Here is an 18,548-nt window from a genome sequence, read left to right on the forward strand (position 1 = left end):
TATGGAACAGCTGCGTGCCGAACTTAGCCATCTGCTGGGTGAGAAATTAAGCCGTGTCGAATGCGTGAGTGAAAAGGTCGATACCGCGCTTTGGTCGTTGTATGACAGTCAGGGCAACCCAATGCCGCTGATGGCCAGAAGTTTCACCTCACCGGGTGTGGCCAGGCAGCTTGCCTGGAAAATGTCGATGCTGGCGCGGGAGGGAACCGTCCGTATGCCGACGGTGTACGGCGTGATGACCCATGAGGAACATCCCGGCCCGGACGTGCTGCTGATTGAGCGCTTGCGCGGCGTGCCCGTTGAAGCGCCCGCGCGCACGCCGGAGCGCTGGGAGCAGTTAAAAGATCAGATTGTCGAGGCGCTGCTCGCCTGGCACCGTCAGGATAGCCGCGGACTTGTCGGTCCGGTCGACAGCACTCAGGAAAACCTGTGGCCGCTGTGGTATCGCCAGCGGGTTGAGGTTCTGTGGGGGACGCTTAACCAGTTCAACAATACCGGTTTGACCATGCAGGATAAGCGAATTCTGTTTCGTACCCGCGAGTGCTTACCGGCGCTGTTCGACGGTTTTAATGATAACTGCGTGCTGATCCACGGTAATTTCACCCTGCGCAGCATGCTCAAAGACTCCCGCAGCGATCAGCTTCTGGCGATGCTGGGGCCGGGGATCATGCTCTGGGCTCCGCGCGAATACGAGCTGTTCAGGCTCAGCGACAGCGGGGCGGCGGAAGGTTTACTGTGGCATTACCTTCAACGCGCGCCCGTTGCAGAAGCGTTTCTCTGGCGGCGCTGGCTTTATCTGCTCTGGGACGAAGTTGCGCAGCTGGTCAATACCGGACGTTTTAATCGCGCAAACTTCGATCTGGCAACAAAATCACTCCTGCCCTGGCTCGCCTGACGATCCTTTCAGCCACTGCCAGAGGCGTCCGAGCGTCTCATAACCGACGCGATCGCTATGCATCAGCCACGCCGGGGACGGTATCGCCCGTTCCCACGGGTTGAGCGGCGCGTCGATAGCCATCTGGTTTGCCGGTGCGGGAAGCGGGTGCAGGCCTTGCTTCTCAAAGAAAATCATCGCGCGTGGCAGGTGTGAGGCGGAGGTCACCAGCAAGAACGGGACATCGCCAATCGCCTGCTTCACTGCGGCAGCCTCTTCTTCGGTATCTTTTGGGCTGTCCAGGGTGATAATGGAGGAACGCGGTACGCCGAGCGATTCCGCGACTCTGGCACCCGCTTCAGCCGTACTCACCGGGTTCGTTTTGGCCGCCGCGCCGGTGAAGATCATTTTTGATCCCGGATTCGCCAGCCACAGGCGAATGCCTTCGTTTAGCCGTGGCAGGCTGTTGTTGATCAGGTTTGAACTGGGGGCCCAGTCAGGATCCCAGGTATATCCGCCTCCCAGTACCACGATGTACGCCACTTTCTGATTTCCCTGCCATGTCGGGTACTTGTTTTCGATGGGGCGTAACAAACCATCCGCGACCGGTTGCAGGCTCAACAGCAGCAGGATAAACCAGCCGAGCGTGATAAGCGTTTTGCCACTCTTCTGAAAGCGACTGAACCACACCAGCGCCAGCCCCAGTGCGATGATGATGAGCAGCAGCGGAAGGGGAAGCATCATCCCTCCAATGTATTTCTTAAGGGTAAAAAGCATCCTTTTTGGTTCCTTTTTTGACCATATAGCAGGTGATTACCGGTGATATTACACCAGAGAGGTTCATTCTCCGCGCGGGTGTGACAAAATAGCGGTTTTGCAGTTAGCGAGTGGAACTCTCCCAATGCGGGATCGCAATTTTGATGACATCGCGGAAAAGTTTTCGCGCAACATTTATGGCACCACGAAAGGGCAGCTCCGTCAGACGATCCTCTGGCAGGATCTGGACACCATTCTGGCTACCTTTGGCGGTCAAACGTTGCGCGTGCTGGACGCCGGTGGCGGTGAAGGGCAGACGGCGATAAAAATGGCCGAGCGCGGCCATCACGTCACGCTTTGCGATCTTTCTGCTGAAATGGTCGCCCGCGCGACGCGTGCGGCAGAAGAGAAAGGTGTGAGCGACAACATGCATTTTATACAATGCGCCGCTCAGGACATCGCGCAGCATTTGGAAACCCAGGTTGATCTGATATTGTTTCATGCGGTGCTGGAGTGGGTTGCCGATCCGCAAAGCGTGTTACAAACCCTGTGGTCGATGTTGCGCCCGGGCGGCACGCTGTCGCTGATGTTCTACAATGCTAACGGCTTCCTGATGCACAACATGGTTGCGGGAAACTTCGACTATGTTCAGGTCGGGATGCCCAAAAAGAAAAAGCGCACGCTTTCCCCGGACTATCCGCGCGATCCACAGCAGGTTTATGGCTGGCTGGAAGCGATTGGCTGGCAGATTGTCGGGAAGACGGGCGTCAGGGTGTTTCATGATTATCTGCGTGAAAAACACAAACAGCGTGACTGTTTTGACACCTTAACAGAATTGGAAACGCGGTATTGCCGTCAGGAGCCTTTTGTCAGCCTTGGCCGCTATATTCACGTCACCGCGCACAAGCCGCAGATGCAAGGATAACCTATGAGTGAATTTTCCCAGACAGTCCCCGAACTGGTTGCCTGGGCCAGGAAAAACGATTTCTCCATCTCGCTGCCGGTAGACAGACTCTCTTTCCTGCTGGCGGTCGCCACGCTGAACGGCGAGCGGCTGGATGGTGAAATGAGCGAGGGTGAACTGGTGGATGCGTTCCGCCATGTCAGTGATGCGTTTGAGCAAACCAGCGAAACCATTAGCGTGCGTGCCAACAACGCGATCAACGATATGGTGCGTCAACGTCTGCTGAACCGCTTTACCAGCGAGCAGGCGGAAGGAAACGCCATCTATCGCCTGACGCCACTGGGCATCGGCATCACCGATTATTATATCCGCCAGCGTGAATTTTCCACGCTGCGTCTTTCCATGCAGCTGTCGATCGTGGCGGGTGAGCTTAAGCGCGCCGCCGATGCGGCAGATGAAGACGGTGACGAATTCCACTGGCACCGTAACGTCTACGCGCCGCTGAAATATTCGGTGGCCGAAATCTTCGACAGTATCGATCTCACCCAGCGCCTGATGGACGAACAGCAGCAGCAGGTGAAAGACGATATCGCGCAGTTGCTGAATAAAGACTGGCGAGCGGCTATCTCCAGCTGTGAACTTCTGCTGTCAGAAACCTCCGGCACGCTGCGCGAACTCCAGGATACGCTGGAAGCCGCAGGGGACAAGCTGCAGGCTAACCTGCTGCGCATCCAGGACGCGACGCTGGCGCATGACGATCTGCATTTTATCGACCGTCTGGTATTCGATCTGCAGAGCAAACTAGACCGCATTATCAGCTGGGGCCAGCAGTCGATCGACCTGTGGATCGGCTACGACCGACACGTGCATAAATTTATCCGTACCGCGATTGATATGGATAAAAACCGCGTCTTTGCCCAGCGTCTGCGTCAGTCGGTGCAGACCTATTTCGATGCGCCGTGGGCGCTGACCTACGCCAATGCCGATCGTCTGCTGGATATGCGCGACGAAGAGATGGCGCTGCGCGATGAAGAGGTGACCGGTGAACTGCCACCGGATCTGGAATACGAAGAATTTAACGAAATTCGCGAGCAGCTTGCGGCGATGATCGAAGAACAGCTCGCTGTCTACAAAACCAGACAAGTGCCGCTGGATCTTGGGCTCGTGGTGCGCGACTATCTGGCGCAATATCCGCGCGCGCGCCACTTCGACGTTGCCCGCATTGTGGTAGACCAGGCGGTGCGCCTGGGCGTCGCACAAGCAGATTTCACCGGACTGCCGCCGAAGTGGCAGCCAATTAACGATTACGGAGCCAAGGTACAGGCGCATGTCATTGACAAATATTGAACAAGTGATGCCAGTTAAGCTGGCACAGGCGCTGGCGAATCCGTTATTTCCGGCGCTGGACAGCCAGCTGCGTGCCGGTCGTCACATTGGCTTAGACGAGCTGGATAATCACGCCTTTTTGATGGACTTTCAGGAGTACCTGGAAGAGTTTTACGCACGCTACAACGTGGAGCTTATTCGCGCGCCGGAAGGGTTTTTCTACCTGCGTCCACGCTCCACGACGCTGATTCCGCGTTCCGTGCTCTCGGAGCTGGATATGATGGTCGGCAAAATTCTTTGCTACCTCTATCTCAGTCCGGAACGTCTGGCGAATGAAGGGATCTTCACCCAGCAGGAACTTTACGACGAGCTGTTGACGCTGGCAGATGAGAGCAAACTGCTCAAGCTGGTGAACAACCGCTCCACGGGGTCGGATCTTGACCGTCAGAAATTACAGGAAAAGGTTCGCTCTTCCCTGAACCGTCTGCGTCGTCTGGGGATGGTCTGGTTTATGGGCCACGACAGCAGCAAATTCCGCATCACGGAATCTGTCTTCCGCTTTGGCGCCGACGTGCGTGCGGGCGATGACGCGCGTGAAGCGCAGCTTCGCATGATCCGCGACGGTGAAGCGATGCCGGTGGAGAACCATTTGCAGCTCAATGATGAGCATGAAGAGAATCTGCCGGATAGCGGGGAGGAAGAGTAATGATTGAACGCGGTAAATTTCGCTCACTGACGCTGATTAACTGGAACGGCTTCTTTGCCCGAACGTTCGATCTGGATGAGCTGGTCACGACGCTCTCCGGCGGTAACGGAGCGGGTAAATCCACCACCATGGCGGCCTTTGTCACGGCGCTGATCCCTGACCTGACGCTGCTTCACTTCCGTAACACCACCGAAGCGGGGGCCACAAGCGGTTCCCGTGATAAAGGTTTGCACGGGAAGCTGAAGGCCGGCGTCTGTTATTCGGTTCTGGACGTCATTAACTCCCGTCATCAGCGTGTGGTGGTGGGCGTACGCCTGCAGCAGGTTGCCGGTCGCGACCGTAAAGTGGATATCAAACCGTTTGCGATCCAGGGGCTGCCAACGTCCGTGCAGCCAACGGCGCTGCTGACGGAAACCCTGAACGAACGTCAGGCGCGTGTGCTGACGCTGCAGGAGCTGAAAGATAAGCTCGAAGCGATCGAAGGCGTACAGTTCAAACAGTTCAACTCGATTACCGACTACCATGCGCTGATGTTCGATCTGGGCGTGGTGGCGCGTCGTCTGCGCTCGGCATCAGACCGTAGCAAATACTATCGCCTGATCGAAGCGTCCCTTTATGGCGGTATCTCCAGCGCCATCACCCGCTCCCTGCGCGACTACCTGCTGCCGGAAAACAGCGGCGTACGTAAGGCTTTCCAGGATATGGAAGCGGCGCTGCGTGAAAACCGCATGACGCTGGAAGCGATTCGCGTTACCCAGTCCGACCGCGACCTGTTTAAACACCTGATCAGCGAAGCCACCAACTACGTGGCGGCGGACTACATGCGCCACGCCAACGAGCGACGCGTGCATCTCGATCAGGCATTAGAATATCGCCGCGAGCTGTTTACCTCCCGTAAACAGCTGGTGGCCGAGCAGTACAAGCACGTCGAAATGGCGCGCGAGCTGGGTGAGCACAACGGTGCCGAAGGCGACCTGGAAGCCGATTACCAGGCCGCCAGCGATCACCTGAATCTGGTGCAAACCGCGCTGCGTCAGCAGGAAAAAATCGAGCGCTATGAAGCGGATCTCGACGAGCTGCAAATTCGTCTCGAAGAGCAAAATGAAGTGGTGGCCGAAGCCGCCGACATGCAGGAAGAGAACGAAGCCCGCGCCGAAGCGGCCGAGCTGGAAGTGGATGAGCTGAAAAGTCAGCTTGCCGATTACCAGCAGGCACTTGACGTGCAGCAGACGCGAGCGATTCAGTACACCCAGGCATTGCAGGCATTACAGCGCGCGAAAGAACTGTGTCATCTGCCTGACCTGACGCCGGATAGCGCCGACGAGTGGCTGGATACCTTCCAGGCCAAAGAGCAGGAAGCCACCGAGAAGCTGCTGTCCCTCGAACAGAAAATGAGCGTCGCGCAAACGGCGCACAGCCAGTTTGAGCAGGCTTATCAGCTGGTCGTCGCGATTAACGGTCCGCTGGCGCGTAACGAAGCCTGGGACGTTGCCCGTGAACTGCTGCGCGACGGTGTGAACCAGCGCCATCTGGCCGAACAGGTTCAGCCGCTGCGGATGCGTCTGAACGAGCTGGAACAGCGCCTGCGCGAGCAGCAGGAGGCCGAGCGTCTTCTGGCGGAATTCTGCAAGCGTCAGGGAAAAAATTACGATTTCGACGAGCTTGAGGCCCTGCATCAGGAGCTGGAAGCGCGTATCGCGGCCCTGTCCGATACCGTATCAAACGCCAGCGAACAGCGTATGACGCTGCGTCAGGAGCTGGAGCAGATTCAGTCCCGTTCGAAGACGCTCTTGCAACGAGCGCCGGTCTGGCTGGCGGCTCAAAGCAGCCTGAATCAGCTCAGCGAACAGTGCGGCGAGCAGTTCGAATCCAGCCAGGAAGTGACCGAATACCTGCAGCAGCTGCTGGAGCGCGAGCGCGAAGCCATTGTTGAGCGTGACGAAGTCGGTACGCGCAAGCGTGAAGTCGACGAAGAAATTGAACGCCTAAGCCAGCCGGGCGGTTCAGAAGATCCGCGCCTGAATGCCCTGGCGGAGCGTTTTGGCGGCGTGCTGCTGTCCGAGATTTATGACGACGTTGGCCTTGACGATGCCCCGTACTTCTCCGCGCTGTACGGTCCATCCCGTAACGCGATTGTGGTCCCGGATCTGTCACTGATTTCTGAGCAGCTTGCCGGCCTTGAAGATTGCCCGGAAGATCTCTACCTGATCGAAGGGGATCCGCAGTCGTTCGATGACAGCGTCTTCAGCGTCGACGAGCTGGAAAAAGCGGTGGTGGTGAAAATCGCCGATCGCCAGTGGCGTTATTCCCGCTTCCCTGAACTGCCGCTGTTTGGCCGCGCCGCGCGCGAAAGCCGCATCGAAAGCCTGCACGCCGAGCGTGAAACGCTGTCTGAACGTTTCGCGACCCTGTCGTTTGACGTGCAGAAAACCCAGCGCCTGCATCAGGCGTTTAGCCGCTTTATCGGCAGCCATCTGGCCGTGGCCTTTGAAGCTGACCCGGAAGCGGAAATTCGCAAGCTCAATACCCGCCGTGGCGAGCTGGAGCGGGCGATTGCCAGTCATGAAAGCGACAACCAGCAGAGCCGCGTCCAGTTCGAGCAGGCGAAAGAGGGCGTTGCGGCCCTTAACCGCATTCTGCCGCGCCTGAATCTGCTGGCGGATGACACGCTGGCCGATCGCGTGGACGAGATCCAGGAGCGTCTGGATGAAGCGCAGGAAGCCGCGCGTTTCGTTCAGCAGCACGGCAATCATCTGGCGAAGCTGGAGCCCGTCGTGTCTGTACTGCAGAGCGACCCGGAACAGTTCGAGCAGTTAAAAGAAGATTATGCCTGGTCACAGCAGGTGCAGCGCGAGGCGCGTCAGCAGGCGTTTGCCCTGACGGAAGTGGTGCAGCGTCGCGCCCACTTCGGCTACTCCGATTCGGCTGAAATGCTGAGCGGTAACAGCGACCTGAACGAAAAACTGCGTCAGCGCCTTGAGCAGGCGGAAGCTGAACGTACTCGCGCCCGTGAAGCAATGCGCAGCCACTCCGCTCAACTGAACCAGTACAACCAGGTGCTGGCCTCGCTGAAAAGCTCCTTCGACACCAAGAAAGAGCTGTTAAACGATCTGCAGAAAGAGCTTCAGGACATCGGCGTGCGTGCCGACAGTGGGGCAGAAGAGCGCGCGCGTATTCGTCGTGACGAGCTGCATTCTCAGCTCAGCAATAACCGCGCGCGTCGTAATCAGCTGGAAAAAGCGCTGACCTTCTGCGAAGCGGAAATGGATAACCTGACCCGTCGCCTGCGCAAGCTGGAGCGCGACTACTTTGAGATGCGTGAGCAGGTTGTGACCGCGAAGGCGGGCTGGTGCGCGGTGATGCGCATGGTGAAAGACAATAACGTTGAGCGTCGTCTGCACCGCCGTGAACTGGCATATCTCTCAGCCGACGAGCTGCGTTCCATGTCGGATAAGGCGTTGGGTGCGCTGCGTCTGGCGGTGGCGGATAACGAACACCTGCGCGACGTGCTGCGTATGTCGGAAGATCCAAAACGTCCGGAACGTAAAATCCAGTTCTTCGTGGCGGTTTACCAGCACCTGCGCGAACGTATTCGTCAGGACATCATCCGTACTGACGATCCGGTCGAGGCTATCGAACAGATGGAAATCGAGCTGGGTCGCCTGACGGAGGAGCTGACCTCCCGCGAGCAGAAGCTGGCTATCAGCTCCCGCAGCGTGGCGAACATCATTCGTAAAACCATTCAGCGCGAGCAGAACCGTATCCGCCAGCTGAACCAGGGTCTGCAGAGCGTGTCGTTTGGCCAGGTGAACAGCGTGCGCCTCAACGTCAACGTGCGCGAAGCCCACGCGACGCTGCTGGAAGTGCTGTCTGAGCAGCACGAGCAGCATCAGGATCTGTTCAACAGCAACCGTCTGACCTTCTCCGAAGCGCTGGCGAAGCTGTATCAGCGCCTGAACCCGCAGATTGATATGGGCCAGCGTACGCCGCAAACCATCGGTGAAGAGCTGCTGGATTACCGTAACTACCTGGAAATGGAGGTTGAGGTAAACCGTGGCTCAGACGGCTGGCTGCGTGCGGAATCCGGGGCGCTCTCAACCGGTGAAGCGATCGGTACCGGGATGTCAATTCTGGTGATGGTTGTCCAGAGCTGGGAAGATGAAGCGCGCCGTCTGCGCGGCAAAGACATCTCGCCATGCCGACTGCTGTTCCTGGATGAGGCCGCGCGTCTTGATGCCCGCTCCATTGCCACGCTGTTCGAGCTTTGCGAACGTCTCGATATGCAGCTCATTATTGCGGCGCCGGAGAACATCAGCCCCGAGAAAGGCACTACCTACAAGCTGGTGCGTAAAGTGTTCCAGAACAGCGAACACGTTCACGTTGTGGGGCTGCGTGGCTTTGCGCCGCAGCCGCCAGAGTCATTGCCGGAAACCACAGCCGACGCTTCCTGAAGCGTCTTCTGACCCGAAGCGGCGCCCTGGCGCCGCTTTTTTTTTAAACTTAACTTGTGCTTAGGGCTGCGTTATCTTTAAACTTCTTTACATAAGGTAAGGCAACAGCTTAGCCGTCTACCTATAATGAAAGAAAGCCCCAACGTGATGGGCATGTCGTGAAAACAGGGGGCAAGGGATGTTGCTTAAGAAAGAATGTGGTCGTCAGCTGTCTGCGCTGAGTTTGTGCCTGGCAGTGATGTTTGCTCCGCTGTTAACCGCCCAGGCCGACGAGCCTGAAATTGTGCCGACTGACAGCTCGGCAACGACAGGCGCGCAGCCAACGTCGTTGTCCCAGCCGCTGGACCAGTCTCCTGCGACGGCTGTCATGGCCGGTATTAAACCGCTGCCGGAAGGCATCGACGCCGAATCGCTCAGTCAGCAGCTGCAGTTGGGGCTACCGTCAGGCTACACGCCTGTCTATATCAATCAGCTCACGCTCCTCTATGCTGCCCGCGATATGAAACCGATGTGGGAAAACCGCGATGCCGTGCGCGCCTTCCAGCAACAGCTGGCGGAGGTCGCGATTGCAGGGTTTCAGCCGCAGTTTACAAAATGGGTTGAGCTGTTAACCGATCCTGCTGTCACCGGGCAGGCGCGGGACGTGGTGCTTTCCGATGCCATGATGGGCTACCTGCAGTTCGTGGCGGGTATTCCTGTCAATGGCAACCGCTGGCTGTACAGCGATAAACCTTACAAACTGGCGACGCCAGCGCTGTCGGTGATTAATCAATGGCAGCTAGCGCTGGATAATGGCGAACTGCCGCGCTTTATCGCCAGCCTGGCACCGACGCACCCACAATATGCCACTCTGCACCAGTCGCTCCTCGCGCTGGTGGGGGACACGCGTCCGTGGCCGCAAATGCGCGGTACCGCGACGCTGCGTCCGGGGCAGTGGAGCAGCGATGTGCCCGCCCTGCGCGAGATCCTGGTGCGTTCCGGTATTCTGGAAGGCGGGCCAAAGATTGCTCTCCCGGGTGATGATCCACAAAACGTCGCCGTCAGCCCGTCAGCTCCCGTGAAAGAGAAGAAAGCCGTTGTCCTGAGCGACAAACCCGCGGCTTACGATCGCGAGCTGGTTGCGGCCGTTAAGCAATTCCAGGCCGCTCAGGGGCTGGGGGCCGATGGCGTCATTGGCCAGACGACGCGTGACTGGCTGAACGTATCGCCTGCGCAGCGGGCAGGGGTGCTGGCGCTCAATATCCAGCGTTTGCGCTTGCTGCCGGGAACGCTCTCTACCGGGATTATGGTTAACATCCCGGCGTATTCCCTGGTCTATTACCAGGACGGTAGCGAAAAACTGGCGTCGCGCGTGATTGTCGGGCGTCCGGATCGTAAAACACCGATGATGAGCAGCGCGCTGAATAACGTGGTGGTAAACCCGCCGTGGAACGTGCCGCCGACTCTGGCGCGAAAAGACATTCTGCCGAAGGTCTGGAACGACCCGGGTTATCTGGAACGTCATGGCTATACGGTGATGCGTGGATGGAACAGTAAAGAGGCCATCGATCCTTATATGGTCGACTGGTCGACGATCACAGCGTCAAATCTGCCGTTCCGTTTCCAGCAGGCTCCCGGGGCGCATAACTCTTTAGGGCGCTACAAATTCAATATGCCGAGTTCAGAAGCTATCTATCTGCACGATACGCCGAACCACAACCTGTTCCAGAAAGATACCCGCGCGCTGAGTTCTGGCTGCGTGCGCGTGAACAAAGCCTCGGAGCTGGCCAATATGCTGCTTCAGGATGCGGGCTGGAACGATACGCGTATTTCGGATGCCCTGAAGCAGGGGGATACGCGTTACGTTAATATTCGCCACAATATTCCGGTCAATCTTTACTATCTGACGGCGTTTGTGGGCGAGGACGGGCGTACCCAGTATCGTACAGATATTTACAATTATGATCTCACCGCGCGATCCGGCGCACAAATTTTGCCAAAAGCGGAACAATTAATCAGGTAAATGAAGCAGTTCGGGAAAAATGATTGTCGTAAGTTATGGTGAATAAGGGGCTATATCGCTGCAAGCCGCGTATTCACTGGGGTTGGGCGCCTTGACGTACCTGGTTTTGCCAGTTATGGTGCCCTTCGTGCGCTAAGCATATTACGATTTCTTTTACCTGTAGACCTGATTATCATGGACAAATTTGACGCTAATCGCCGCAAACTGCTGGCGTTAGGTGGCGTTGCGCTCGGCGCAGCGGCCATCCTGCCGACGCCAGCATTTGCCACCCTCTCGACACCTCGTCCGCGAGTTTTAACGCTCAACAATCTTCATACCGGTGAGTCGCTAAAAGCGGAGTTTTTCGATGGCAGAGGCTATATTCAGGATGAATTAGCAAGACTTAACCATTTTTTCCGTGATTTCCGCGCGAATAAAATAAAAGCCATCGATCCAGGACTGTTTGATCAGATTTTCCGCCTTCAGGGCCTGCTGGGCACCAGCAAGCCGGTGCAGCTCATTTCTGGCTATCGCTCGATTGATACCAACAATGAACTGCGCGCCCACAGTCGCGGGGTAGCGAAAAAAAGCTATCACACGAAGGGACAGGCAATGGATTTCCATATTGAAGGCGTTTCGTTAGCCAATATTCGCAAAGCTGCGTTATCTATGCGCGCAGGTGGTGTAGGATATTACCCCAGCAGCAACTTTGTACATATTGATACCGGTCCGGTTCGGCACTGGTAATAACGAAACACAGGAGCAGTATGAACTATCGTATTATTCCGGTTACCGCGTTCTCCCAGAATTGTTCACTCATCTGGTGCGAACAAACTAAACTGGCCGCGCTTGTCGATCCCGGTGGCGACGCTGAGAAAATCAAGCAGGAAGTCGCTGACAGCGGTGTCACGCTGATGCAAATATTGCTGACGCATGGTCACCTTGACCATGTGGGCGCAGCGGCAGAACTGGCACAACATTATGGTGTGCCGGTGATTGGTCCGGAAAAAGAAGATGAGTTCTGGCTGCAGGGATTACCTGCCCAAAGCCGCATGTTTGGCCTTGATGAGTGTCTGCCCCTGACGCCCGATCGCTGGCTGAATGAAGGAGAGCGCGTTAACGTAGGGAATGTGACTTTACAGGTGTTGCATTGTCCTGGACATACGCCAGGCCATATTGCCTTCTTTGATGACCAGTCTCGTCTGCTGATTTCCGGCGATGTGATTTTCAAAGGTGGCGTAGGACGCAGCGATTTTCCGCGCGGCGATCACGGGCAGCTGATTCAGTCGATTAAACAGAAGCTATTGCCGCTGGGTGATGATGTGACGTTTATTCCTGGACACGGTCCGATGTCGACGCTGGGCTATGAACGGCTCCATAACCCGTTCCTTCAGGATGAAATGCCTGTCTGGTAACCCGAATAAAAAAAAGCCTGCATAACGCAGGCTTTTTTTATGGGCGCAAATTACAGTACGGCGACAATCGCTTCGCACAGTGGCGCCATGTTGTCAGGCGTCATGCCTGCAACGTTCACGCGGCCAGAGGCCACAGCGTACACGCCAAACTCTTCACGCAGACGCAGAACCTGCTCTTTGGTCAGGCCGCTGAACGAGAACATGCCGTTCTGTTTGATGATAAAGCTGAAGTCGCGGTCCGCGCCTTTCTCAGCCAGGGTGTTCACAAACAGCAGGCGCATGCGCTGAATACGCTGGCGCATATCGTTCAGCTCTTGTTCCCAGATAGCGCGCAGCGCATCGTTGCTCAGGATAGTGGCAACAACAGACGCACCGTGTGCCGGTGGGTTAGAGTAGTTAGCGCGGATAACCGATTTCATCTGGCTGAACGCACGATCGACGGTCTCTTCGTTAGCAGCAACCAGCGTACAGGCACCCACACGCTCATTGTACAGACCGAAGTTCTTGGAATAGGAGCTAGCGACAATCAGCTCCTGATGCACGGCTGCGAACGCGCGCAGGCCTTCGGCATCTTCTTCCAGACCACGGGCGAAGCCCTGGTAGGCAAAGTCAAACAGCGGCAGCCAGCCTTTTTCTACGGACAGCTTCGCGAGGTGTTGCCACTGCTCAAGCGTCGGATCGATACCGGTTGGGTTGTGGCAGCAGCCGTGGAACAGCACCACGTCACCCGCCTGCGCTTCGCTCAGGCTCGCCAGCAGGCCGTCAAAGTCGAGAGAGTGGTTTGCCGCGTCGTAGTAGGCGTATTCACGCACTTCCAGACCCGCAGAGTTAAACACGCTCTTGTGGTTAGGCCAGCTTGGGTTGCTTACCCATACGCGCTTAACAGAGGTGTTTTTCGCAAGGAAATCCGCCGCCACGCGCAGCGCACCGGTACCGCCCGGAGTCTGTGCTGTACGGGCACGTTTGTCACTCACAATTGCGCTGCCTTTACCGAACAGCAGCTCCTGGGTACAGCGACCAAATTCAGGGATACCATCAATACCGAGGTAGTTTTTGGTGGTTTCGTTTTCCAGCAGATACTGCTCAGCTTTCTTGACGCTGGTCAGTACCGGAGTTTTGCCGGTTTCATCTTTATATACACCAATACCCAGGTTGATTTTGCCAGGGCGGTCGTCGGCACGAAACAGATCGGCCAGGCCCAGAATAGGGTCGGCAGGAGCGGCGGTAATGTTCTCAAACATGACGAAGTTCCATTGTGATTACAGAAGTGAAATCCGCTATCAGGTTAACGGTAGATTTACAAAATGCCAACCGTTTGCGACGAAAAGCGTGCGGCTTTTCAAAAGTCGCCATTATTTTCTATCACACATAAAAAAACAGGGCCGAAGCCCTGTTCATTAAGCATATAACAAAGTGGTGTTCTGATTAGAACTGGTAAACGATACCAACACCAGCCTGGTCGTCGGTAGACAGAGCTGTTGCACGGGTGTAATCATTCTCATCCAGCAAGTTGAACTTGTACGCAGCATAAACGTTCATGTTCTTGTTGAAGTAGTACCAGGTACCCACTTCGATGTATTTAACCAGATCAGCATCGCCACCTGCGAAAGTAGAACCGTTAGCAGTACGGCCTGTCAGGTCTTTACCCTTAGACTGCACATAGCCAATGGATGGACGCAGACCAAAGTCGAACTGGTATTGAACCACAGCTTCGAAGTTCTGCGTTTTGTTCGCGAATTCGTCATCGTTTTCACGAGTCATGTTACGGGATTCACCGTACATAACAGATGCGTATACGCTGTTCGCATCATATTTCAGTGACGTTGCCCAACCTTCAGCACGTTCACCTTTACCATCGGCAGTCTGCTTAGTGGAACGGTCAGAGTTGGTGTATGCCGCGGTTACGTTGAAGCCGTCTGCGAAGTCATAACCCAGAGAGTAGCTGCCGCCATCGCCGTTCTGGCGAGAAGTGGTGTGGCCGTTTTCATTTTTACCCTGGTACTGCAGGCCCAGTGCCAGACCATCAACCAGACCGAAGAAGTTAGAGTTACGGTAGGTAGCTAAACCGGTGCTACGTGAGGTCATGAAGTTATCAGTTGCGGCCAGAGAGTCGCCACCCCAGATAACCAGCATATCGGTTGAAGCCAGCGCATCATAGAACACACCGTAGTTACGGCCGTAATCAAATGAACCGTATTCACCCGCTTTCAGACCCGCGAAAGCCAGACGGGTTTTGGTACCCTGAGCACCTTCCTGAGAGGAAGCGTCCATGTTGTATTCCCACTGGCCGTAACCTACCAGTTGGTCGTTAACCTGGGTTTCACCTTTGAAACCGATACGGGCATAGGTGGTATCGTTGTTATTAGATGCACCGTTAGTAGTCCATTGATGCTCACCTACAGCTTTACCGTAGAAGTCCAGCTTGTTAGCGTTTTTGTTATAGATTTCTGCAGCGTTAGCTGCACCAGCTACCAGCAGAGCAGGGATAACCACTGCCAGAATATTGCGCTTCATCATTATTTATTACCCTCATTGGTTTTTTTATGACACTCGCCACTGCCGTCAATAAATTCTGTCAATAAATATTTCCGGAACTATTGATGAGAGTTTGGTGTCTTTATGTATCTGACAGGCATCTTTCCATTCGGCGAAGCGTTTCGCTAGCCTGAAAGTGCTACAATTCTCAAGATTAAGTAACCAAAAGAAAATATGTGTAACTAAATATGTATTTTTGGGAACTTTGTGAACCACCTCAAACTTCAGAGTGCCCTGGCGAATTAAGCGACAGGACATATCCTATATATATGAATTCCTTATGATTAATTGAGATAACGGCGATTCATATAAACAGAGGCTAAACGACTCAGTTTTTCTTATGACCCCAGAAAGCCTTCTGGATGGCTGTAAAAGTGGTTGAAATTTGTGCTAACGCTTGAGGATGTAATAATCGCAATAAGAATGGGGTTTATTTTTTGTGGCTGAATATTTCGCGGAAACAAAACGTAACAGGTAGTGGTTGTGACGGGGTGAAGGTTTAAAGATGCTGACTTTGCGCTGACGAAAACTGACAATGCAGAATAAAATAATGGCCAGCACAGGCTGGCCATTTTAGTTTTTTACCGATTAGAAGCTGGCGTTACGTGGTGTACGTGGGAATGGAATCACGTCGCGAACGTTCTGAACTCCGGTAACGTAGGCGATCAGACGCTCGAAGCCGAGACCAAAACCGGCGTGCGGTACGGTACCGTAACGACGCAAATCGCGGTACCAGCTGTAGTCCGCTGGGTTGAGCCCCATCTCTTCCATACGCGCGTCCAGCACGTCAAGACGCTCTTCACGCTGAGAGCCACCGATGATTTCACCGATGCCCGGCGCCAGTACGTCCATCGCTGCCACGGTTTTACCGTCTTCGTTAAGGCGCATATAGAAGGCCTTAATGTCTTTCGGGTAGTTTTTAACGACAACCGGCGCTTTGAAATGTTTCTCGGCCAGATAGCGTTCGTGCTCAGACGCCAGGTCAACGCCCCAGTAAACCGGGTTCTCGAACGTCTCACCGCATTTCTCGAGGATCGCCACCGCGTCGGTATAGTCCACCTGCGCAAAGTCGGCAGACACAAAACGCTCCAGACGCGCCACAGCATCGCTGTCTACGCGCTCGGCGAAGAATTTCATGTCGTCAGGACGCTCTTCCAGCACCGCTTTGAACACGTACTTCAGCATCGCTTCCGCCAGACCCGCAACATCGTCCAGGTCGGCGAACGCCACTTCCGGCTCCAGCATCCAGAATTCCGCCAGGTGACGGCTGGTGTTGGAGTTTTCGGCACGGAAGGTTGGGCCAAAGGTGTAGATCTTAGACAGCGCACAGGCGTACGTTTCGCCGTTGAGCTGACCGGATACCGTCAGGAAAGCTTCTTTACCAAAGAAGTCTTTGTCATAGTCCACTTTACCTTCCGGCGTGCGCGGCAGGTTTTCCATGTCCAGCGTCGAGACGCGGAACATCTCACCCGCACCTTCTGTGTCGGACGCGGTGATCAGCGGGGTAGACACCCAGAAGTAACCCTGCTCGTCGAAGAAACGATGCAGCGCCTGCGCCAGCGTATGACGCACGCGCGCCACCGCACCAATCAGGTTGGTACGTGGACGCAGGTGCGCCACTTCACGCAGGTATTCAATGCTGTGACGTTTTGCTGCCATCGGGTAGGTATCCGGATCTTCAACCCAGCCGGTGACTTCAATGGCTGAGGCCTGAATTTCGAAACTCTGGCCCTGGCCCGGGGATGCCACAACCACGCCGGTGACAATAACGGAACAGCCCGTCGTCAGGCGCAGAACGTCATCATTGTAATTGGGCAGAGAATTATTAATGACGGCCTGTACAGGATCAAAGCAGGAACCGTCATAGACGGCAAGGAAGGAGATGCCAGCTTTAGAATCTCGGCGGGTACGCACCCATCCGCGCACGGTGACCTGTTGGTCAACGGCGACACGGCCCTGGAGTACGTCGGCTACAGGCACAACGCTCATAATATTCTCTCTGTTAATAGTCGGAAAAAATAAACACTTGTCCACCCTTATGGGGGGATATCTATGTTACCTGCCATCCGCTATCAGACAAGTAAATTTCGCAGTCAAAAGAGAAGAATTAAGAAATAAATAAGAAGAGGGGAGCCATAAAGGCTCCCGTAAGCGCTTAACTGGCTTTTTTGATCTGAGGAAGATCGAAGGCTTTGCGCAACGCGCGAACAAACGCTTTGTCATGGCAGATGGTTTTGCCCGGGCTGTCGGAGAGCTTCGCTACCGGCTTGCCGTTACATTCCACCAGTTTGATGACAATATTCAGAGGTTTTACCTGAGGAATATCGCAGGTCAGACGGGTTCCGATCCCGAAGCTCAGGTTCACCCGGGTGTTGAAATGGCGATAGAGTTCGACCGCTTTCGCCAGGTCGAGGTTATCGGAGAAGACCAGCACCTTGCTCATCGGATCAATGCCGAGTTTCTCGTAATGGGCAATGGCCTTCTCGCCCCATTCAACCGGATCCCCGGAGTCGTGGCGTAATCCCTGGTAACGTTCAGCGAACTCGGGACCAAAGTCGCGCAGGAAGGCATCCATCGTAATACAGTCGGTGAGGGCGATCCCGAGTTGATTCGGGTACTCCTCAAGCCATGCGGCCAGTGCCGCGCGCTGGCTGTTAGCCAGATCGGGGCTGATCTGCTGATGCGCCTGGAACCACTCGTGCGCCTGGGTACCCATTGGCGTCAGGCTAAGGCGACGTGCCAGATCGTAGTTACTGGTGCCTACAAACCACGGCTCCTGCTGAAGACGTTTAACGATGGCCTCCTGAACGTCGCGCGAGAAACGACGACGGGTGCCAAAGTCCATCAGGCGGAAGCGGGACATGTCTAACCCTTCGGTCAGCGTGGAGAAGGCAGCGAGCTTGTTTTCAAGCGCGGCGACCGCCTGCTCGACGCCCGTTTCCGGCGAACGGTAGCGGTGAGCCAGTTCGCTGATCACCGCCAGAAGCGGCACTTCCCACATGATCACTTCCCGCCACGGACCTTCAAGGCGAATATCCAGCTTGCCGTTATCGTTAAGCACGGTGACCTGCTCCGGCTTATAGCGGAAATCGCGCAGCCAGTTCAGGTAGTCGGCTTTGAAGAAAGGCAGGCCAGAAAGCCACTGATATTCCTCGTCCTGCAGCGTCAGATGCTGCATAGCATTGACCTGTTCACGAATGGCGTCTGCGTAGATACCGAGCAAGTCGTCGCCACGGCAGCGGAATTCCGCCGCGACATGAACGTCATAGTAATGGTGGAAAACGGCTTGCTGCATATGCAGTTTATACGCGTCGGTATCCAGCAACGTATGCAGAACTGGAGAAGCGAATTGAGTCATAGGTGCGCAGTAGCATCCTCTCACAGGAGCGTTTAGTACAATAAACAACTCCGGAGTATACCTTGTTTAGTGATTTATTGAACCCCGATCACAACATAAGCGCGTTTTATGGTCGAGGGCATTTTGTGCCCCGTGTTATACAAATGTAGCAAAAAAAGGTTTTGACCCTGAAAAGATGAACATTCTGCATAGCGCGTTTTGCGCAACAGGAATATATTGAAACGTTACTCGACAAACGATGC

Annotated in this window: 13 protein-coding genes; 8 read left to right on the forward strand and 5 right to left on the reverse strand. The window is 55.3% G+C overall.

Features of this window, described 5'->3' with window-relative positions; translation table 11 throughout:
- Nucleotide 1 precedes the first annotated feature (1 nt).
- Nucleotides 2-895, forward strand: coding sequence for a YcbJ family phosphotransferase (locus AC0TOY_RS23240; protein ID WP_148768953.1), 894 nt, complete (start codon nucleotides 2-4; stop codon nucleotides 893-895).
- On the opposite strand, the gene elyC is transcribed toward AC0TOY_RS23240, so the two are convergent.
- Complete coding sequence (gene elyC / locus AC0TOY_RS23245) at nucleotides 872-1,651, reverse strand: envelope biogenesis factor ElyC (protein ID WP_024907789.1); 780 nt, start codon at nucleotides 1,649-1,651, stop codon at nucleotides 872-874. The two genes, AC0TOY_RS23240 and elyC, sit on opposite strands and share 24 nt — an antisense overlap.
- A 124-nt stretch (nucleotides 1,652-1,775) precedes the next feature.
- Here elyC and cmoM point away from each other — a divergent pair, with 124 nt between their 5' ends.
- The 7 genes from cmoM (at nucleotide 1,776) to AC0TOY_RS23280 (ending at nucleotide 12,413) form a co-directional block, all read left to right on the forward strand.
- Complete coding sequence (gene cmoM, locus AC0TOY_RS23250) at nucleotides 1,776-2,555, forward strand: tRNA uridine 5-oxyacetic acid(34) methyltransferase CmoM (protein ID WP_032649174.1); 780 nt, start codon at nucleotides 1,776-1,778, stop codon at nucleotides 2,553-2,555.
- 3 nt (nucleotides 2,556-2,558) lie between these two features.
- The gene (gene mukF / locus AC0TOY_RS23255) at nucleotides 2,559-3,881 is read left to right on the forward strand and encodes a chromosome partition protein MukF (protein ID WP_208763692.1); all 1,323 of its coding nucleotides are present in this window, start codon (nucleotides 2,559-2,561) and stop codon (nucleotides 3,879-3,881) included.
- Nucleotides 3,862-4,566, forward strand: coding sequence for a chromosome partition protein MukE (mukE, locus tag AC0TOY_RS23260; RefSeq protein WP_008499954.1), 705 nt, complete (start codon nucleotides 3,862-3,864; stop codon nucleotides 4,564-4,566). Before mukF ends, mukE begins: the two co-directional genes overlap by 20 nt.
- A complete protein-coding gene (mukB, locus tag AC0TOY_RS23265; RefSeq protein WP_473722645.1) occupies nucleotides 4,566-9,017 on the forward strand; it encodes a chromosome partition protein MukB in 4,452 nt (1,483 codons plus the stop codon). Before mukE ends, mukB begins: the two co-directional genes overlap by 1 nt.
- Nucleotides 9,018-9,195: 178 nt before the next feature.
- A complete protein-coding gene (gene ldtD, locus AC0TOY_RS23270; protein ID WP_024907785.1) occupies nucleotides 9,196-11,019 on the forward strand; it encodes a L,D-transpeptidase in 1,824 nt (607 codons plus the stop codon).
- 174 nt (nucleotides 11,020-11,193) lie between these two features.
- Nucleotides 11,194-11,745 (forward strand): peptidoglycan L,D-endopeptidase MepK, encoded by a 552-nt coding sequence (mepK, locus tag AC0TOY_RS23275; protein ID WP_023335137.1) that lies wholly within the window; start codon nucleotides 11,194-11,196, stop codon nucleotides 11,743-11,745.
- Nucleotides 11,746-11,765: 20 nt separating this feature from the next.
- Nucleotides 11,766-12,413: an MBL fold metallo-hydrolase gene (locus AC0TOY_RS23280; RefSeq protein ID WP_473722646.1), complete on the forward strand. Its 648-nt coding sequence runs from the start codon at nucleotides 11,766-11,768 to the stop codon at nucleotides 12,411-12,413.
- A 50-nt stretch (nucleotides 12,414-12,463) separates the two neighbouring features.
- Here AC0TOY_RS23280 and aspC read toward each other — a convergent pair whose 3' ends face one another.
- The 4 genes from aspC to pncB all read right to left on the reverse strand — a co-directional run bounded on the left by aspC (nucleotide 12,464) and on the right by pncB (nucleotide 18,306).
- Nucleotides 12,464-13,654, reverse strand: coding sequence for an aspartate transaminase (aspC, locus tag AC0TOY_RS23285; RefSeq protein WP_033145106.1), 1,191 nt, complete (start codon nucleotides 13,652-13,654; stop codon nucleotides 12,464-12,466).
- Nucleotides 13,655-13,838: 184 nt separating this feature from the next.
- Entirely contained in the window at nucleotides 13,839-14,930 is a 1,092-nt protein-coding gene (locus AC0TOY_RS23290; RefSeq protein WP_473722647.1) for a porin, read from the reverse strand.
- A gap of 606 nt (nucleotides 14,931-15,536) precedes the next feature.
- Nucleotides 15,537-16,937: an asparagine--tRNA ligase gene (gene asnS, locus AC0TOY_RS23295; protein WP_024907781.1), complete on the reverse strand. Its 1,401-nt coding sequence runs from the start codon at nucleotides 16,935-16,937 to the stop codon at nucleotides 15,537-15,539.
- Nucleotides 16,938-17,103: 166 nt separating this feature from the next.
- Complete coding sequence (gene pncB, locus AC0TOY_RS23300; RefSeq protein ID WP_048991015.1) at nucleotides 17,104-18,306, reverse strand: nicotinate phosphoribosyltransferase; 1,203 nt, start codon at nucleotides 18,304-18,306, stop codon at nucleotides 17,104-17,106.
- Between the last annotated feature and the right edge of the window lie 242 nt (nucleotides 18,307-18,548).

This window comes from Enterobacter sp. PL_is379, from assembly GCF_055817355.1.